Consider the following 18,530-nt stretch of genomic DNA (forward strand, 5'->3'; position numbering starts at 1 on the left):
GGCGTGCGGCAGCGCCAGCCGCTGCCGCTCCTCGTCTACGCGGGGACGGTGCTGCTGCTCGCGCTGACGGCGAAGGGCTACTTCGGTTCGAAGCCACTTCGGGCAACCCCCTCGTACGCGGGCGCGTCCTGGGGGTTGAGAGCTGCCGCCGGAAACGGCCGGCGGCACGGGGGAAGCCGACGGAGGTCACCACGTGACCGAAACAGCGATCGACCCTGCGGCGAAGCAGGAAGCCGCCGCCGAACTCACGCCCTTCCTGGACCGCCTGCGCGTACCGCCGGTGTTGCGGCCCGGCCGCACGGAGGCGCTGGAGGGCATCGAGGTCGAACTGACCGCCACCTGGGTCCGGCTGCACTCGCAGCTGCCGCCCACCCGGGTGTGGACGTACGAGGGCCACTTCCCGGGGCCGACCGTCGAGGTCCGCCGGGGCCACCGGCTGCGGGTCGTCTGGACCAACCGCATCAGCGGTGACTATCCGGTGACGGCCGTCGAGGCCGCGCCCGTGCCGGGCTCGCCGCCGCCGAGCGACGTGCCGGGCCGCGGCGGGGCCACGCCGCTCCCGGAGGTCGCCGCGCTGCCGCCGTGGACGGTGACGCACCTGCACGGCGCCCCCACCGGGGGCGGCAACGACGGCTGGACGGAGAACGCCGTCTCGCCCGGTGACAGCCAGCTGTCCGAATACCCCAACGACCACCGCGCGGTGGCCTGGTGGTACCACGACCACGCCATGGACATCACCCGGTGGAACGTCTTCACCGGCCTCGCCGGGATGTACCTCGTCCGGGACGAGGAGGAGGACGCCCTCCGTCTCCCGCACGGCGAGCACGAGATCCCGCTGATCGTCCAGGACCGCAACCTCGACCAGGACGACGACGGGCGGCTCACCGGGCGGCTCCTGCACAAGACCGAGATCGTCGGCCAGGACGCGCAGGGCAAGAACGTCACCAAGCCGTTCAGCGGCCCGTACACGCTCGTCAACGGCGTCATCTGGCCGCACCTGGACGTCGAGGCGCGGTGGTACCGCTTCCGGCTGCTCAACGCCGCCAACGCGCGGATCTTCCAGCTCCGTCTGGTCGACGAGGACACCGGCGAGCCGGTGCGCGGCGCCGCCTGGCAGATCGGCACGGACGGCGGGCTGCTGCCGCGCCCGGTGCCGCTGGACGGCCCGCTGTCCGTGGCGCCCGCCGAGCGGATGGACCTCCTCGTCGACTTCGGCCGGCTGCGCGGGCGCCGACTGCGGCTGGTCAACTCGGCGCCAGGAGTGCGCTATCCACAGGTGATGCAGTTCCGGGTCGGAGAGGATCCGGTGCGCGAGTCGTTCGTGCTGCCGGAGGTCATCTCCAGCTCCTTCCGCCGCATCACCCATGAGACCGCGCCGGAGCACGGCCACCGGCTGATCGCCATCACCCCGCCGGGCACCGCGGGCGACGGCCACCCCCAGCTGTGGGAGATGCACCAGGTCGATCCCGGCCAGGTGCGGATCCCCGGTGAGGGCGTGATCCAGGTCAAGGCGGCGGACGGCACGGTCCGTACGTACCTCAGGGGCGCCCGCGCCTTCGACGACGCGCTCGGCTTCATGGTCGCGCACGACGCCTGGGAGCAGTGGAGCTTCCTCAACCTCGGCGGCCCCACGCACCCGATGCACATCCACCTGATCGACTTTCAGGTGCTCGGCCGCGACCTCTACCCCTCACCCGCGGGCGCCGGTTTCGACCAGGCGCTGGGCGGCACCCGCACCCCGCTGGAGCGCACCGGGCAGGCGCCGGTTTCGGACGGCGACGCGGGCTGGAAGGACGTGATCCAGGTGCCCGCCGGACAGATGGTCAATGTGATCGGCCGCTTCCACGGCGCGAAGGGCCGCTTCATGTACCACTGCCACCTGCTGGAGCACGAGGACATGGGGATGATGCGTCCCTTCGTGGTGATGCCGGACGAGGTAATGGCGTTCCACCACGGGGGCGACGCCGGTCGGCACGGCGGTCACTGAGCCCGTGCGGCCCGGGGCGCGGTGTCCTGGCGGCGGCCAGCAGCAGGAAGGCCGCTCCGGCCGCCGGATAGCCGGCCGAGAGCAGCATCTGGCCGCCGTTCTGGTGGAGTTCGAGCCGCGCCTGTGAGGCGTGGGGCACTCGCCACAGCGCGTACGAGCAGAAGAGCGCTCCGGCCGTCGCGGTCGCCGCCCACCAGGCGGCGCGGCGGCGGCCGGTGGCCGCGGCGGCCTCCGAGGCGAGCAGCAGCACCATGGGTACGCACCACACCCAGTGGTGCGACCAGGAGACGGGGCTGACGAGCAGGGCCGTCGCCGCGCAGCAGAGCACGCCCCAGGCGTGCGCGGTGGGCTCCGGCCCGAGCCGCGCCCGGACCGCGACGGCGAGGCCGAGCGCGGCCACCACGGCCGCCGTGGCGGCCCACCAGGGCCCGGGGTCGCCGGTGTGCAGGAGCCGGGCCAGGACGCCGCGCAGCGACTGGTCGGCGGCGTCCTCGGCGTGCCCGACGCGGTCGGCCGCGAACAGCATGTCGGTCCAGTAGCGCCAGGAGTCGTACGGCAGGGCGAGCGCGCCCACGGCCGCCGTTCCGGTGAAGGCGGCGCAGGCGACGGCGGCCTGCCGCAATTCGCTCCCGGGGCGCCGGGTGAGCCCGGTGGCGGCCAGGAAGACGGCGAACAGCGCCGGGGTGAGCTTGATGCCCGCCGCGAGGCCGATGCCCACGCCCGCCCAGCGACCGCCCCGCCCGGCGGCCCGGGTCAGGTCCCACAGCACCAGGACGGCGAGAAGGAGGTTGACCTGTCCGTAGCGCAGGGTCGTCCACACCGGTTCGCACCAGACGCACAGCGCTGCCGCGACGAGCGTCACGGCGGCGCGAGGTGGCTGTCCGGTCAGCCGTAGCGACAGATGGGCGAGAGCGAGCAGCAGCGCGAGGTTGACGGTGGTGGCCAGGGCGCGCAGCGGGGCGGTGGCGAGCAGGGTCAGCGGGGTGAACAGCAACGCCGCGAAGGGCGGGTAGGTGGTGGGCAGGTGCGCGTGGGTGGCCCGCATCGCGTAGAGGTCGCCGCCGGTGCGCACGGTCCAGCCCTCGGCGCGGTAGACGAACAGGTCGATCATCGAGACGTGGGCCGCGCGCTGGGCGAGCCAGAAGCAGACGAAGGACGCCAGGCACACCGATGCGGCGATCGATGCGGCACGGCGGGCTGTCACGGGGCGCGACTCCGGGTCCATAAGCGACAAATAGGGCACAGGAGGCCGACGCTACCCCGTTCACGGCCGTTCCAAGCGCTGCCGGGCAAGCGATTTGGCAGATGGGGGGGAGGTCCGTGTAATGTAATCCGTGTCGCCAGGGAAACCGGGCGGAAAACAGAACAAGGGGCTATAGCTCAGTTGGTAGAGCGCCTGCATGGCATGCAGGAGGTCAGGAGTTCAATTCTCCTTAGCTCCACAGTGAGTGAGCGGGTCGTCCGGAAACGGACGGCCCGCTCTTCTTTTGTTTGCGCACGGCTTTACGCACGCTGTCAGACCCCGTCGGCTCCCTTGTCGAGATGCAGTGCCAGCGCCGGGCAGCGGCGTACCGCCCGCAGCGCGCGGCCGCGCAGGTGCGTCGGCACCCCGGTGTCCGCGAGCGCCGGATAGCCGTCCGGGCCGAGCCGTACGAGTTCGGGCAGCAGGCTGGCACACAGCCCGTGTCCTTCGCACAGCGTCCAGTCCACCGCGAGCCGCTCGGCGCTCTCCGGGTTCGCGGCACTCGCCCCGGCGGGCAGGGGGAGCGGCAGCACCCCGGCCGCGCCGCGGCCGCAGCCACCGCCCAGCACGTGCGCGGCCAGGTCGTCGGTGAACGCGGACAGCGCGCTCAGCGTGAAGCGCGCGGCCCCGTCCGGATGCCCGCAGGCGCCGCGCCCGCGCACCCCTCCGGCGGCCTCCCGCACGGCCTCCAGGGCGCCCCGCCCGCCCCCGGCCAGCACGTCCGCCAGCGCCCCGGCCACCGACGGCAGCCCGAGCCGGCACGGCCCGCACTGCCCCGCCGACTCGGCGGCCAGCCAGTGCGCCACCCGGAGGGTCTCGCCCAGCGGGCAGGTGCCCATGGGCAGCGGCACCACCGCGCCCGCGCCCAGCGCCCCGCCGCAGGCCGCGAGGGAGGCGTGGGAGACCGTGGCGCCGTACGCGGTCGTCGCGTCCAGCCACGCGCCGTGGTAGCCGCCGGTCAGCACCCCCTGGAGCACCGGGTCGGCGCCGCAGGCCCGCAGCGCGTACGCCAGCGGCACGCCGCTCGGCACCTCGACGACCCGGGGCTCGGGCACCGCGCCGGACACCGTGAGCAGCAGCGTGCCGGGCGCGTCCGCCGTGCCCGTCGAGGCGTAGCGGTCGGCGCCCAGGCGTGCGGCGACGGCGAGTTGGGCGTACGTCTCGGTGTTGGACAGCAGCGTCGGCGCACCGCCGAGCCCCTCCTCGGCGGCGCGGGCGTGGCGGCCGGGCGGCAGCGGGAGCCCACCGTCGGCGGCCCGCAGCAGGGCGGAGGACTCGCCGGAGACCAGCCGCTCGGGGAGGCGCACCACCCGGGCGCGCACGGCCCGGCCACGCCGGTCGGCGAGCCCGCGCTCGGCCAGCGCCCCGCGTACGGACTCCTCGGTGGCCGCCCGGGTCACGCCGACGACGAGCGTGCCCGCCCCGAGCGCCTCGGCGGCGAGCAGGGCGCCGTCGAGCACCAGGTGCGGGGAGCGCGCGAGCAGGACGGCGTCCTTGCGGCAGGCGGGCTCGCCCTCGCACCCGTTGACCACCACCGCCGGACGCAGCCCCCGCCGCCGCGCCGCCCGGCCCACGGCCCGCAGTTTCCGTGCGAAGGGGAAGCCCGCGCCGCCCCGGCCGCGCAGTGTGACGGTCTCGGCCAGCTCGGAGGCTTGAGCCTCCGTGAGCCGGGGCGCCGAACCGTGCACGGCGAGGTGGGCCCTGCGGTCGAGCCGCAGGGCCGTGTCGAATCCGGCCGTCAGCCGCGGCAGCCCGAGCGCGAGCACGTCGGGCACGTCGGGAAGCGGGCCGCTCATCGGGCCTGCCCCGGACCGCGGTGCGCGCTGCTGTCGGTCAGGGCCTCCGGTGCGGCCTCGGCGGTGAGGGCGGCGGGAGCGCGCCCGGCGAGGGCGTGCGCGCCGGGCGCGTGGGCAACGGCGGTGCGCGGGCCGGGGACGCGGGCGCGGGCCCGGTGCGAAGCGACTGTACGAACCGGGACCGCCGCCATCGTGTGCCTGCCGGGCGAGGGCGCCGCGGACGCCGGGGGTTCCGATCCGGCGGTGTGTGCGCGGCGGGCGCGTACGAGCCGGAGGGCCAGTGCCGCCGCCACCGCGACGAGGCACAGCCCGTAACCCGCCGCCACCCAACCCGCCGGTGCGCGGCCGGATTTGAGGCCGTGCAGCACGGCGGCGCACCACGCCGGGTACGCGCAGGCGTGCAGCGCGCGCCAGCGCCGGGCGCGCCCCTTGCCCGCGAAGGCGCTCCGCAGGGCTCCGGTCGCTCCGGCGAGCACCATCAGATACGCCGCGAGGGTGCCCAGCCCGAGCAGGCCGCCCGCGCCCAGCACGCCGGAGGAGAACGGCACCAGGGCGGCACGGGGCGACGCGTGGGCCTCCGCGACCTTGACGCAGACGTGCACCAGGAGGAAGCCGAGCGCGCCGGCGGCGGTCGCCCGGTGGACGGCCTGTGAGAGCAGCCGGGCGCGCGGGGTGAGCAGCAGCCGGTCGGTGGCGATGAGCCCCCACGCGACGGTCGCGGTGAGCGAGACCAGGGTGAGGACGCCACCGGTGTGGTCGAGGAAGCGGTTCATGCGGCAGCACGCTAGGCAGGCCGGCGGGGGCGGTGGGTCCGCTTGGCACAACCCCGGTGCGGCGGCCCGTACCACTGCTAACGTCTGTTCGTTCGGCGGCACTTCGCACACATGCCGCCCACCGTCGCAGCCCCGTCGGAATGTCGACCGACTCGTGGGTTTACTTGCGCCCCCCTGACTGACTTCTGACTCTTCCTTGGCCGCATCTTGGCGAACTCATGTCCCCCGGATGAACAGTTCATCGAAAGAGTGACGCGACGTATGTGCGTGTCCGTGCCATGTCAGCGCGGGCGGCCTTACACGACCATTCGCATCCAGGGGGTTCCATGAGATCTACCCGCTCCAGAGGACGCGCCGGACTGGCCTTGGTGGCATCGCTGCCGCTGGTCGCCGGGGCGCTCGCGCTCGGTGTTCCCACCGCCCAGGCCGACTCCGGCCCGCACGGCCGGCAGTCGCTCCAGGGGACGAAGCCACTGTGGGCCACGCCGTCGGCCGACCGCGGCACCGTCGCCGACTCCAACAAGGTCACCGCCCGGGTCTACCTGGCCGGCCAGGACGCCAAGGGCCTCGCCGACTACGCCCGCGCGGTCTCCGACCCGAAGTCGCCCTCGTACGGCAAGTACCTGACCGCCAAGCAGGCGCAGGAACGGTTCGGCGCCACCAAGGCCCAGATAGCCAAGGTCACCGGCTGGCTGACCGCCTCGGGCCTGAAGGTGACCGGCACCAACAAGCACTACGTCACCGTCACCGGTGACGCCGCCGCGGCCAAGAAGGCCTTCGGCACGGAGCTGCACAACTACACCAAGGACGGCCGCACCTACCACGCGCCGGCCAGCAACGCCTCCGTCCCCGCCTCGATGGACGGCGCCGTCCTCACCGTCGTGGGCCTGAACAACGCCCCGCGCCTCGCCCGGCACGACGAGACCCTGCCCCCGCCGAGCGCCGCGTTCGTCAACGCCGGGCCCTTCTCGTCGTACTACGGCTCGAAGACGAACGACAGCCTCCCGTCGGCCTACGGCTCGCACGCCCCGTACGCCATCAAGGGCTACACCGGCAAGCAGCTGCGGTCCGTCTACGGCGCGAAGAACTACACCGGCAAGAACGTCACCGTCGCCATCACCGACGCGTACGCCTCGCCGACCATCGCCAAGGACGCCGCCGAGTACGCCAAGCGCAACGGCGACAAGGCCTACCGCAAGGGCCAGTTCACCCAGGTGATGCCCGCCGACTTCACGCACACCGGCACCGGTGACGGCGGCTGCGACGCGGCCGGCTGGTACGGCGAGGAGACCCTCGACATCGAGGCCGTGCACGCGGTCGCCCCGGACTCCGACATCGTCTACGTCGCCGGCGCCTCCTGCCAGGACGACGACCTGATCGACTCCCTGCACAAGGTCGTCGACGGGCGCCTCGCGGACATCGTCTCCAACTCCTGGGGCGACGTCGAGGCCAACGAGACCCCCGACGTGGCCGCGGCATACGACCAGGTCTTCCAGACCGGCGCCGTCGAGGGCATCGGCTTCTACTTCTCCTCCGGTGACGACGGCGACAACACCGTCAAGCACGGCACGAAGATGGTCGACACCCCGTCGAACTCCCAGTGGGTCACCTCCGTCGGCGGCACCTCGCTCGCCGTCGGCAAGGGCGACAAGTACCTGTGGGAGACCGGCTGGGGCACCCACAAGGCCGTGCTGTCGAAGGACGGCAACACCTGGGAGGGCTTCCCCGGCACCTTCACCGGCGGCGCCGGCGGCGGCACCAGCAAGCTCGTCCAGCAGCCCTTCTACCAGCGCGGCGTCGTCCCCGACGCGCTGTCCAAGGTGAACGGCTCCACCCCGATGCGCGTCGAGCCCGACATCGCGGCCGTCGCCGACTCCAGCACCGGCTTCCTCGTCGGCCAGACGCAGACGTTCCCCGACGGCTCGCAGAAGTACAGCGAGTACCGCATCGGCGGCACCTCGCTCGCCGCCCCCGTGATCGCGGGCGTCCAGGCGCTGGCCCAGCAGGCCCGCCACGGAGTGCCGATCGGCTTCGCCAACCCGGGCATCTACGACCGGTACGGCACCTCCGCCTACCACGACGTCACCGACCACCCGCTGGGCGCGGGCCAGGGTCTGGCCGTCGTGCGCTCCGACTACGTCAACAGCGTCGACGCCAAGGGCGGCGTGGTGACCTCCCTGCGCAGCCTGGGCGGCGACACCTCGCTGTCGGCGACCGTCGGCTACGACAACGTCACGGGCGTCGGCACGCCGGCCGACAACTACGTGACCTCGTACGTGCCGGGTCACCGCCGCTGACCGGCCGGGCCCGCGCCGGATACTCGGTGCGGGCCCTTCGGCCCCTGCGGTAACCTGACCCCATGCGTGCCGTACGCCTTCTGCTTAGCGGGCCGCGCTGATCAGTACCGACCGGTAGACCGGTCGGCATCGGCGCGGCGTCCCCTCCTGTGCGAGGGGATTTTTCATTTCCGCAGGTGCCGCAGGTAGAGACGACGATCGATGGAGCTTTGAGGACGATGAGCGAGACCAACACCGCCGCCGAGGTGGCTGCCCCGCACCGCTACACGGCCGCGCTGGCCGCTGACATCGAGGCACGCTGGCAGGACTTCTGGGACGCGGACGGCACCTACGACGCCCCCAACCCGGACGGTGACCTGGCGGGCGACCCCGAGGTCGTCGCCCGGCCCAAGAAGTTCATCATGGACATGTTCCCGTACCCCTCGGGTGCGGGCCTGCACGTCGGCCACCCGCTGGGCTACATCGCGACCGACGTCTACGCGCGCTACCACCGCATGACGGGCCACAACGTCCTGCACACCCTCGGCTTCGACGCCTTCGGCCTGCCCGCCGAGCAGTACGCCGTGCAGACCGGCACCCACCCGCGGGTCTCCACCGAGGCCAACATGGAGAACATGAAGGCGCAGCTGCGCCGGCTGGGCCTGGGCCACGACAAGCGCCGGTCGTTCGCGACGATCGACCCGGAGTACTACAAGTGGACCCAGTGGATCTTCCTGCAGATCTTCAACTCCTGGTACGACCCGGAGGCGGGGAAGGCGCGCCCGATCGCGGAGCTGGTCGAGCAGTTCGAGCGCGGCGAGCGCCAGGCTCCGGGCACGCGCGCGTGGAGCGAGCTGACGGCCGGCGAGCGCGCCGACGTGCTGGGTGAGTACCGCCTGGCGTACGCCTCCGACGCGCCCGTCAACTGGTGCCCCGGCCTGGGCACCGTCCTGGCCAACGAGGAGGTCACCGCCGACGGCCGCTCCGAGCGCGGCAACTTCCCCGTCTTCAAGTCCAAGCTGCGCCAGTGGAACATGCGGATCACCGCCTACGCGGACCGCCTGATCGACGACCTGGAGGCGCTGGACTGGCCCGAGGCCATCAAGCTGCAGCAGCGCAACTGGATCGGCCGCAGCGAGGGCGCCCGCGTCGCCTTCGAGGTCGTGGGCCACGACGAGAAGATCACCGTCTTCACCACCCGCCCGGACACCCTCTTCGGCGCCACCTACATGGTGCTGGCCCCCGAGCACGACCTGGTCGACGCCGTCGTCCCGGCCGAGTGGCCCGAGGGCACCAAGGACGCGTGGACCGGCGGCGCCCGCACCCCGGCCGACGCCATCGCCGCGTACCGCAAGCAGGCGCAGTCCAAGACCGACGTGGAGCGCCAGACCGAGGGCAAGGACAAGACCGGCGTCTTCACCGGCGCGTACGCCCGCAACCCGCTGACCGGCGAGCCCGTCCCGGTCTTCGTCGCCGACTACGTCCTCATGGGCTACGGCACCGGCGCGATCATGGCCGTGCCCGGCCAGGACGAGCGCGACTGGGAGTTCGCGACCGCCTTCGAGCTGCCGGTCGTGCGGACGGTTCAGCCGCCCGAGGGCTGGGAGGGCGAGGCGTACACCGGCCAGGGCCCGGCCATCAACTCCGCCAACGACAAGCTGGACCTCAACGGCATGGCCGTCGACGAGGCCAAGCGCACCGCCATCGCCTGGGTGACCGAGCAGGGCATCGGCGAGGGCACCGTCAACTTCCGCCTGCGCGACTGGCTGTTCAGCCGCCAGCGGTACTGGGGCGAGCCCTTCCCGATCGTCTACGACGAGCAGGGCGTCGCCCACTCGCTGCCCGAGTCGATGCTGCCGCTGGAGCTGCCGGAGGTCGAGGACTACTCCCCGCGCACCTTCGAGCCGGACGACGCCGACACCTCCCCGGAGACCCCGCTGTCCCGGAACGAGGAGTGGGTCAACGTCACCCTGGACCTCGGTGACGGCCCCAAGCGCTACCGCCGCGAGACCAACACCATGCCCAACTGGGCCGGTTCCTGCTGGTACGAGCTGCGCTACCTGGACCCGCACAACAGCGAGCGCCTGGTCTCCGCCGACGCCGAGCGCTACTGGATGGGCCCGCGCGAGGGCCAGCCGCACGGCGGCGTCGACCTGTACGTCGGCGGCGCCGAGCACGCCGTGCTGCACCTGCTGTACGCCCGCTTCTGGTCCAAGGTCCTCTTCGACCTGGGGCACATCTCCTCGAACGAGCCGTTCCACAAGCTCTACAACCAGGGCATGATCCAGGCGTACGTCTACCGCGACAGCCGGGGCATCGCCGTACCGGCCGCCGAGGTGGAGGAGCGCGACGGCGGGTTCTACTACCAGGGCGAGAAGGTCGGCCGGCTGCTCGGCAAGATGGGCAAGTCCCTGAAGAACGCCGTCACGCCGGACGAGATCTGCGCCGAGTACGGCGCGGACACCCTGCGCCTGTACGAGATGGCGATGGGCCCCCTGGACGTCTCCCGCCCCTGGGACACGCGCGCCGTCGTCGGCCAGTACCGCCTGCTCCAGCGCCTGTGGCGCAACGTGGTGGACGAGGCCACCGGCGAGGTCACCGTGGTCTCCGCCGAGCCCGACGAGGCCACGCTGCGGGCCCTGCACAAGGCCATCGACGGCGTCACCCAGGACATGGCGAACCTGCGCTTCAACACCGCCATCGCCAAGGTCACCGAGCTGAACAACTTCGTGACCAAGCTGAGCGAGGTCCCGCGGGCGGTCGCCGAGCAGATGGTGCTGCTGGCCGCCCCGCTGGCCCCGCACATCGCCGAGGAGCTGTGGCGCAAGCTGGGCCGCACCGGCTCGGTCGTCCACGCGGACTTCCCCGTGGCCGACCCGGCGTACCTGATCGACGAGGCCGTGACCTGCGTCGTCCAGATCAAGGGCAAGGTCAAGGCCCGCCTGGAGGTCGCCCCGTCGATCTCCGACGAGGAGCTGGAGCAGGCCGCCCTGGCCGACCCGGCCGTCGTCGCCGCCCTGGGCGGCGCGGGCATCCGCAAGGTCATCGTGCGGGCGCCGAAGCTGGTGAACATCGTCCCGGCGTAACGGGCGCGAGAGAGGCCTTCGGGGTTTCTCCCTACGGGCAGGTTGGGGGTTCGATCGGAACCCCCGGCCTGCCCTTTCCGTTTACGGTGGAGGGGTGGCGCGGGTCCCCGGATCCGCGGCGCGCGCCGTGATCCCCAGCCCCGTGGACTCCCGTGGGGCCGACCCGACCGAGCTCGCTGAGGAGCGTTCATGGAAGCCGTGGCCGTGGTCGTCGCGCTGATCTTCGCGGTCCTCGTCACGCTCGGGGTGATCGCCACGGTCAAGACCGTGCGCGCGGTCAAGCGCGGGGTCGACCGCACGGTCACCCAGGCTCGCCGGACGGTCGAGGACACCCGCCTGAAGGCCAGGCAGTACGCCCAGCCCGGCGCGGCCGGCGAGGTCGCGCAGCTGCGGCTCTCCCTGCGGACGTCGATGCGCGCCACCCAGGAGGCGCTGCGGCTCGCCGCCGCCGAGGACGCGTCGCTGTCCGAGGCACAGGCCCTGTTCGAGCGGCTCAGCGCGCACGGCCACGAGCTCGACGACGACCTCAAGCGGCTGGAGAGCGAGCCCGACAGGGCCAGGATCGCCGCCTGCCTGCCCGAGCTGCGCGAGCGCACCGAGCGCGTCAAGGGCTCCGCGGACTCCCTCCGCTGGGCGGCACAGGACCGGGCCCGCCGGTTCGCCGAGGACGACCTGGAGACGCTGAGCGGCCAGATCCAGATGGAGGCGGGCGCGCTGCGGCACTGGATGACGGAAGAGCCGCGGGAGCCTGCCGGATCCTCCTCGGGCCCGGCGGCCGCGTCGGGGTCATCGGGCACGGGGACACCTGCCGGAGAGGCGCCGGGGGCCACCGGCCGCGCGGCCAGCGGGGAGCGGCCCGAGCGGTCCGCGATCACGGGGCGCAAGACCTGGCAGCAGCCCGGCTACTCCTGGCAGAAGAGCCAGCGCCCGGAGAGCACCACCTGACCACGCGGGTCGACCCGACCGTACGGCCCCCACCTGACCGCGCGGCTCCACCCGACCCACAGCACTACCCGAACGCACAGCACTACCCGAACGCACAGCACTACCCGAACGCACAGCACTACCCGACCGCACGGCCCGCTGTCCGGTCTTCCGGCGGAACGATCACGCGTACGGGGTCCGCCCTGCCGTGGAAGCGGCCTGGCGGGTAACCTCCGGAACATGTCCCGCCATGTCGCTGTCGTCACCGATTCCACGGCCTATCTGCCACAGCGGGCGATGGAGCGGCACGACATCACCGCCGTACCGCTCACGGTCGTCCTGGGCGACGAGGCACTCGAGGAAGGCACCGAGATCTCCGCGCGCTCGGTCGCCCAGGCGCTCCAGAAGCGCAGGCCGGTGACCACCTCCCGGCCCGGCCCCGAGGTCTTCGCGGCCGCCTACCGCGCGGCTGCCGAGTCGGGCGCGGAGAGCATCATCTCCCTCCACCTGTCCGCCGAGTTCTCGGGTACGTACGACGCGGCGGTCCTCGCGGCGGCGGACGCCCCGGTGCCCGTGCGGGTCGTGGACACCGGCATGGTCGCCATGGCACTCGGCTTCTGCGCACTGGCCGCGGCGGAGACCGCGGAGGCGGGCGGCACGCTCGACGAGGCCGTCGCCGCCGCCGAGAAGCGCGCGCAGGGCACGGTGGCGTACTTCTACGTCGACACCCTCGACTACCTCCGCCGCGGCGGCCGGATCGGCGCGGCCCAGGCGCTGCTGGGGTCGGCGCTCGCGGTCAAGCCCCTGCTCCAGCTCGACGGCGGCCGGATCGAGCTGCGGGAGAAGGTCCGTACGGCCTCCAAGGCCATCGCCCGCCTTGAAGAGATCGCCGTGGAACGGGCCGGCGCCGCGCCCGTCGACATCGCCGTCCACCACCTCGCCGCGCCCGACCGGGCGACGCTCCTCGCGGACCGCCTGCGGGAGCGGGTGCCGGGGCTGCTCGACCTGCACGTCAGCGAGGTGGGCGCGGTGATCGGGGCCCACACGGGGCCGGGGCTGCTGGGCGTGGTGGTGGCGCCGCGCTGAGGAGTGGCCTGCGGTCCCAGGGCCGGGGCGGGGGCGATCCCGCGCGGCTTCTCGGGGGGTGGAACCCTTCGTTCGGGTGACGGAGTTATCCACAACTAGCCGGTTATCCACGGAATTTGGGCGGCATCGGCGGGATCGGGGAAACGCGCCTACCGTCGTGGCATGACTGATCGCCGGAACGCCCTGACACTTGATCCACCGCACTCGGGCGCCGAGCCCCGAGCCGATCGCTCGCCCGGGGAGCGGGCGGCGACGCTCTTCCCGGAGCGGCGGGCCGGGCGCGGCAGCCCCGATCCACCGGCCGAGGGCGTGCCCAAAGTGCCTCGCGCGCACGGTGGTTGGCGGGCGGCCGTGGTGGACCGACTCCCGATGTGGGTGCGACTCCGCTGCGGGATCGAGCCGAAGACGCTGGCCGCGCTCGCGGTCGTGCTGGTCGCGGCGTGCGTGTTCGCCGCGTACCACTTCTGGGCGGGCCGCCCGCGAACCGTGCGTCCGCCGGACCGGGAGACACCGGCCGTGGTGGCCGCGGGCCCGACGCTGCCGCCCTCGGCCGACCGCGCGAGCCCCGCGAACCGCGGCGGCGGCAGCGTGGTGGTGGACGTGACGGGCAAGGTGCTGCGGCCCGGCATCCAGCGTCTGCCGTCCGGATCGAGGGTGGTCGACGCGCTCGACGCCGCCGGAGGCGCGCGACCGGGCACGGACACCACGGGGCTCAACCGGGCCCGGGTGCTCATGGACGGCGAACAGATCGTCGTCGGCGCGCCGCCGGTGCCGGCGGGCGCACCGGCACCCGGCGCCTCGGCGGGCGGCAGGCCGGCCGGCCCCGTCAGCCTCAACTCCGCGACGGCCGAACAGCTCGACGCCCTGCCGGGCGTCGGTCCGGTCCTCGCCCAGCACATCGTCGACTACCGCACCGAGCACGGCGGTTTCCGCTCCGTGGACGAACTCCGCCACGTCAACGGCATCGGCGCCCGCCGCTTCACCGACCTCCGCCCCCTGGTCCAACCGTGACCCCGCCCGACACCGACCCGCCTGACACGCTCCGATACGACGCTGGCCCGCTCGATTCTCACCCAACTGATGCCTTCCGGCCTGGTGCCGACTCGCCTGACGTCAGCCCGCTCCATGCCCGCCCACCTGACACCCACCGCCCCCACGCCCGCCCGCCTGACCCCCCTCCGCCCGACAACCCCCATCCCAACCCCCATCCCGACGCCCCTCCGCCCGACCTGCGTCTGGTGATGCCCGCCGTGGCCGCGTGGGCGGCCGCTGTCCTGGCCGTGGTCACGGACGGAACGACGGTCGCGGTGGCCGCAGCGGTGGGCGCGGCGGTGGCGTGCGTGGTGTTGTTGGTCCTCAGACGAAAGGACGCGCATGCGAGACTTGACCCAGGACCTGACCCCGGGGAGGATCCCGCTGTCCTCCCCTCGCCCGGAGTCACGGCAAAAGCCACCGCCTCCGCCGTCGCGGCGATGCTGCTCTGCGCCACCGCCGCAGCCACAACAGCCGCCCTGGCCACGGCCGAAGCGCACGCGGGCCCCGTCCCCGATCTCGCCGCTCACTACGCCGAAGCGACCCTCGACGTCACGGTCACCGACGACCCGCGTGCCGCTCACTCCCGTCCCCAGACATCGGAGGCCCCCACCGTCGTGGTGGAAGGCGAAGCGACCCGCCTGGTCACCCCGGGCCATGAGACGACCGTCCGCACGCCCGTCCTGCTGATCGCCCACCCGTCCTGGCTCGGGCTGCTGCCCTCCACCGAGGTCCGGGTCACCGGGCGCCTCGCCCCGCCCGCCCGGCAGGGCGACAAGATCGCCGCGGTCTTACGTGTCGGCGGGCAGGATCCACCCCACATCGTCGAGCAGCCGAACGCGCTCCAGCGGGCGGCCGCCGGGCTCCGGGCGGGCCTCCGTGACGCCACGGAGGGGCTTGCGCCGGATGCCCGAGCGCTCCTTCCGGGGCTGGTGGTGGGCGATACGTCGCGCATCCCGCCCGACCTCGAAGACGCCTTCCGGGCCACGGATCTGACGCACCTGCTGGCCGTTTCCGGGAGCAACCTGGCGATCCTGATCGCCGTGCTCATCGGCCCGCCGCACCTCGCCACGCGGGCCGAAAGACGGGGACTGGCCGCCCGGTTGGGGCTGCCGCTGCGGCTCACGGCGGTGCTGGGCGCGGTGCTGGCACTGGGGTTCGTGGCCGTGTGCCGCCCGGAGCCGAGCGTGCTGCGTGCGGCCGGATGCGGACTGATCACGCTGCTGGCCATCGGCACGGGCAGGCGCCGCAGCCTGCTGCCCGCGCTCGCGGCTTCCGTGCTGCTGCTCCTGCTCTGGGACCCATGGCTGGCCCTGAGTTATGGCTTCCTGCTGTCGGTCCTGGCCACCGGCGCCCTGCTCACCCTCGCTCCCCGCTGGGGCGACGGTCTGCGGCGGCGCGGCGTCCCGCCCCGCGTCGCGGAGGCCCTGGCCGCGGCCGCGGCGGCGCAGGCCGTGTGCGGGCCGGTGATCGTGGTCATGGCGGCGCGGGTGAGCCTGGTGGCCGTTCCGTGCAATCTCCTGGCGGAGCTGGCGGTCGCCCCCGCGACTGTCCTCGGCTTCGCCGCCCTGGTGGCCGCGCCGGTCGCCCCACCCCTCGCCGAGGGGCTCGCGTGGCTGGCCGGCCAGCCGGCCTCCTGGGCGGCGGCCGTGGCCCGTACGGGAGCGAGCCTGCCCGGAGCGGAGCTCGGCTGGCCGGGCGGCTGGCCCGGCGGGCTGCTGCTGGCGGTGGTGACCGTGGTCGCCGTGTTCGCCGCCCGCCGGACACTCCACCGGCCCTGGGTGTGCGCGGCCTGCGCGCTGCTCCTGATCGTCGCGGTCGTCCGCCCGGTGCCCCTGACCCGGGTCGTCACCGGCTGGCCGCCGCCCGACTGGCGGTTCGCGGCGTGCGACGTGGGGCAAGGCGACGCCTTGGTCCTGGCCGCGGGCGAGGGCACCGCCCTGGTGGTGGACGCCGGGCCCGAGCCCCGGGCCGTCGACCGCTGCCTGCGCGCCCTGGGCGTGGAGCGCGTACCGCTTCTCCTGCTCACGCACTTCCACGCGGATCACGTCGACGGCCTGCCCGGCGTGCTGCGTGGCCGGACGGTCGGGGCGATCGAGACGACGACGTTCGCCCAGCCGCCGGGCCGGGCCGCGTTCGTGCGCAGGGAGGCGGAGCGGGCGCGGGTCCCGGTCGTGGAGGCGGCGCCGGGGGAGCGGCGGCACGTGGGGAAGCTGTCCTGGGAGGTGCTCTGGCCGCCACCGCCAGGGGCGTCCGGTGCCTCGGAGGACGGGCCCAACGACGCGAGCGTCACCCTCCTGGTCCAAAGCGCGGGGCTGACCTTGCTGTTGCCCGGCGACCTCGAACCGCCCGCCCAGCAGGCCCTGGCGGAAGCCTGGCCCGACCTGCCCCCGGTGGATGTCCTCAAGGTCGCCCACCATGGTTCGGCCCATCAGGACCCCCAGCTGATACGCAGGCTCCGGCCACGGCTGGCGGTCGTCTCCGTGGGCGCGGGCAACCGCTACGGGCACCCGTCGCCCCGTACGGTCCACGCTCTCCAGGCCCAGGGCGCGACGGTGGTGCGTACGGACAGGGACGGGCCGGTGGCGGTGACCGGGGATGCCACGGCGGTCCTGGCGAAGTGAGGAAGTGAGGAGGAGCCGGCACGGGCGGCCCCCGCGTCACTCCGATTCGAGCCAGCCCTCGTATTCCTCGGCGAGCTCGCGCAGGGCGTCGGGGGCGAGGGCGCCGCGGGGGTCCTCCAGGACCACCAGCCACTGGGCGTCCTCGGCGTCGTCCTCGCCCGCGAGGGCCTCGCGCACCACCTGGGGCTCCTCGCCCAGGCCGAAGCGCCGGACCGCCTCGTCCGCGGCCTCGTCGGCGGCGTCGCGGTCGGGGAGCACCAGCAGGTGCCGTACGGGGTCGGCCGCGTCGAAGGCAGGCGACGCCGAGGAGGACGGAGAAGACGGATGGGACGGATAGGAAGGGGAAACGCTGCTCACCCGATCATTGTGCGGTACGCCCGTCCGGTCGCGCGGGCGGGAGTGTCACAGGTGCGTGGGATGCTGGACGCGATGGCCAGGAAGACTGCAACCGACGACACACTCGCCCCCGTCACGCTCGCCGTGGGCCAGGAGGATCTTCTCCTGGACCGCGCCGTGCGCGAGGTGGTGACCGCCGCCCGCGCCGCCGACGCGGACACCGATGTCCGGGATCTCACCTCCGACCAGCTCCAGCCGGGCACGCTGGCGGAGCTGACCAGCCCGTCGCTGTTCTCCGAGCGCAAGGTCGTGATCGTGCGCAACGCACAGGACCTCTCGGCGGACTCGGTGAAGGACGTGAAGAGCTATATCGGCGCGCCCGCCGAGGAGATCACCCTCGTCCTGCTGCACGCGGGCGGCGCCAAGGGCAAGGGCCTGCTGGACGCGGCCCGCAAGGCCGGGGCCCGCGAGGTCGCCTGCCCGAAGATGACCAAGCCGGCCGACCGCCTGGCGTTCGTGCGCTCGGAGTTCCGGGCGACCGGCCGCTCCGCGACCCCGGAGGCGTGCCAGGCCCTGGTGGACGCGATCGGCAGCGATCTGCGCGAGCTGGCCAGCGCCTGCGCCCAGCTCGTCGCCGACATCGAGGGCACGATCGACGAGGCTGTCGTGGCGCGCTATTACACCGGCCGCGCCGAGGCGTCCAGCTTCACCGTCGCCGACCGGGCCGTGGAGGGCCGGGCGGCCGAGGCCCTGGAGGCGTTGCGCTGGGCGATGTCCACCGGCGTCGCCCCCGTGCTGATCACCAGCGCCCTCGCGCAGGGCGTCCGGGCGATCGGCAAGCTCGCCTCCGCGCCGCGGGGCGCGCGCCCGGGTGACCTGGCCCGGGATCTGGGCATGCCGCCGTGGAAGATCGACCGGGTGCGGCAGCAGATGCGGGGCTGGTCGGCGGACGGCGTCGCCGTCGCTCTCCGGGCCGTCGCTGCGGCGGACGCGGGCGTGAAGGGCGGGGGGGACGACCCGGAGTACGCCTTGGAGAAGGCCGTCGTCGCCGTGGCCCGCGCGGCCCGCAGCCGCGGCTGATCCGGCCGGCCGGTCGATTCGGCTGATCGATTCGGCCGGTCGATTCCTGGAGGGCCGGGGAGAACCGGCCCTCCGGTCCACCACGACGCGCCCGAGGGGCACCCCCGCCACCACGATCGGCGGAAACCCGCCCCGGAAACCGCCCCGGAAACCCGCCCCGGGCAGGCCGAAGGCCCCGTACCCGCCCGGGGAAGGGCTGGGCACGGGGCCTTCGGATCGTTCAGCGAGCCGTGAGGCTCATGCCGCACCCGCGTGGCGAACGACCGAGTGCGGCGGGGTGTCGGGAC

Annotated in this window: 11 protein-coding genes, 1 tRNA gene and 1 pseudogene; 9 read left to right on the forward strand and 4 right to left on the reverse strand. The window is 73.7% G+C overall.

Going from position 1 to position 18,530, the window contains the following annotated elements; all coding sequences use genetic code 11:
• The first annotated feature begins 193 nt into the window (after positions 1 to 193).
• Positions 194 to 1,987, forward strand: a complete 1,794-nt coding sequence (gene phsA / locus AB0435_RS26490) for an O-aminophenol oxidase PhsA (RefSeq protein WP_366428112.1) — start codon at positions 194 to 196, stop codon at positions 1,985 to 1,987.
• A gap of 25 nt (positions 1,988 to 2,012) precedes the next feature.
• Here phsA and AB0435_RS26495 read toward each other — a convergent pair.
• Positions 2,013 to 3,212 (reverse strand): annotated as a pseudogene (locus AB0435_RS26495) (glycosyltransferase 87 family protein); the annotation flags it as partial.
• A gap of 144 nt (positions 3,213 to 3,356) precedes the next feature.
• Here AB0435_RS26495 and AB0435_RS26500 point away from each other — a divergent pair.
• Positions 3,357 to 3,429, forward strand: a tRNA-Ala gene (locus AB0435_RS26500).
• Positions 3,430 to 3,502: 73 nt separating this feature from the next.
• On the opposite strand, the gene AB0435_RS26505 is transcribed toward AB0435_RS26500, so the two are convergent.
• Both AB0435_RS26505 and AB0435_RS26510 read right to left on the reverse strand, forming a co-directional pair.
• Positions 3,503 to 5,026, reverse strand: a complete 1,524-nt coding sequence (locus AB0435_RS26505) for an NADH-ubiquinone oxidoreductase-F iron-sulfur binding region domain-containing protein (RefSeq protein WP_366428113.1) — start codon at positions 5,024 to 5,026, stop codon at positions 3,503 to 3,505.
• Positions 5,023 to 5,799, reverse strand: coding sequence for a hypothetical protein (locus AB0435_RS26510; RefSeq protein WP_366428114.1), 777 nt, complete (start codon positions 5,797 to 5,799; stop codon positions 5,023 to 5,025). Before AB0435_RS26510 ends, AB0435_RS26505 begins: the two co-directional genes overlap by 4 nt.
• A gap of 326 nt (positions 5,800 to 6,125) precedes the next feature.
• Here AB0435_RS26510 and AB0435_RS26515 point away from each other — a divergent pair, with 326 nt between their 5' ends.
• From AB0435_RS26515 to AB0435_RS26540, 6 genes are all read left to right on the forward strand, one after another.
• Positions 6,126 to 8,096: a S53 family peptidase gene (locus AB0435_RS26515; protein WP_366428115.1), complete on the forward strand. Its 1,971-nt coding sequence runs from the start codon at positions 6,126 to 6,128 to the stop codon at positions 8,094 to 8,096.
• Between the two features lie 218 nt (positions 8,097 to 8,314).
• On the forward strand, positions 8,315 to 11,161 hold the full coding sequence (gene leuS, locus AB0435_RS26520; protein WP_366428116.1) for a leucine--tRNA ligase: 2,847 nt from the start codon (positions 8,315 to 8,317) through the stop codon (positions 11,159 to 11,161).
• Positions 11,162 to 11,350: 189 nt separating this feature from the next.
• A complete protein-coding gene (locus tag AB0435_RS26525; protein WP_366428117.1) occupies positions 11,351 to 12,106 on the forward strand; it encodes a hypothetical protein in 756 nt (251 codons plus the stop codon).
• Between the two features lie 219 nt (positions 12,107 to 12,325).
• Positions 12,326 to 13,171 (forward strand): DegV family protein, encoded by an 846-nt coding sequence (locus AB0435_RS26530; RefSeq protein ID WP_366005549.1) that lies wholly within the window; start codon positions 12,326 to 12,328, stop codon positions 13,169 to 13,171.
• A gap of 162 nt (positions 13,172 to 13,333) precedes the next feature.
• On the forward strand, positions 13,334 to 14,182 hold the full coding sequence (locus tag AB0435_RS26535; protein WP_366005550.1) for a ComEA family DNA-binding protein: 849 nt from the start codon (positions 13,334 to 13,336) through the stop codon (positions 14,180 to 14,182).
• 230 nt (positions 14,183 to 14,412) lie between these two features.
• On the forward strand, positions 14,413 to 16,827 hold the full coding sequence (locus AB0435_RS26540; protein WP_366428118.1) for a ComEC/Rec2 family competence protein: 2,415 nt from the start codon (positions 14,413 to 14,415) through the stop codon (positions 16,825 to 16,827).
• Positions 16,828 to 16,863: 36 nt separating this feature from the next.
• On the opposite strand, the gene AB0435_RS26545 is transcribed toward AB0435_RS26540, so the two are convergent.
• Complete coding sequence (locus AB0435_RS26545) at positions 16,864 to 17,091, reverse strand: hypothetical protein (protein WP_366005576.1); 228 nt, start codon at positions 17,089 to 17,091, stop codon at positions 16,864 to 16,866.
• 165 nt (positions 17,092 to 17,256) lie between these two features.
• On the opposite strand from AB0435_RS26545, the gene holA reads away from it, so the two are divergent.
• Complete coding sequence (holA, locus tag AB0435_RS26550; RefSeq protein WP_366005552.1) at positions 17,257 to 18,243, forward strand: DNA polymerase III subunit delta; 987 nt, start codon at positions 17,257 to 17,259, stop codon at positions 18,241 to 18,243.
• Positions 18,244 to 18,530: the final 287 nt, after the last annotated feature.

Origin of the sequence: Streptomyces sp. NPDC051173 (assembly GCF_040689515.1) — a bacterium.
Lineage (GTDB): Bacteria > Actinomycetota > Actinomycetes > Streptomycetales > Streptomycetaceae > Streptomyces.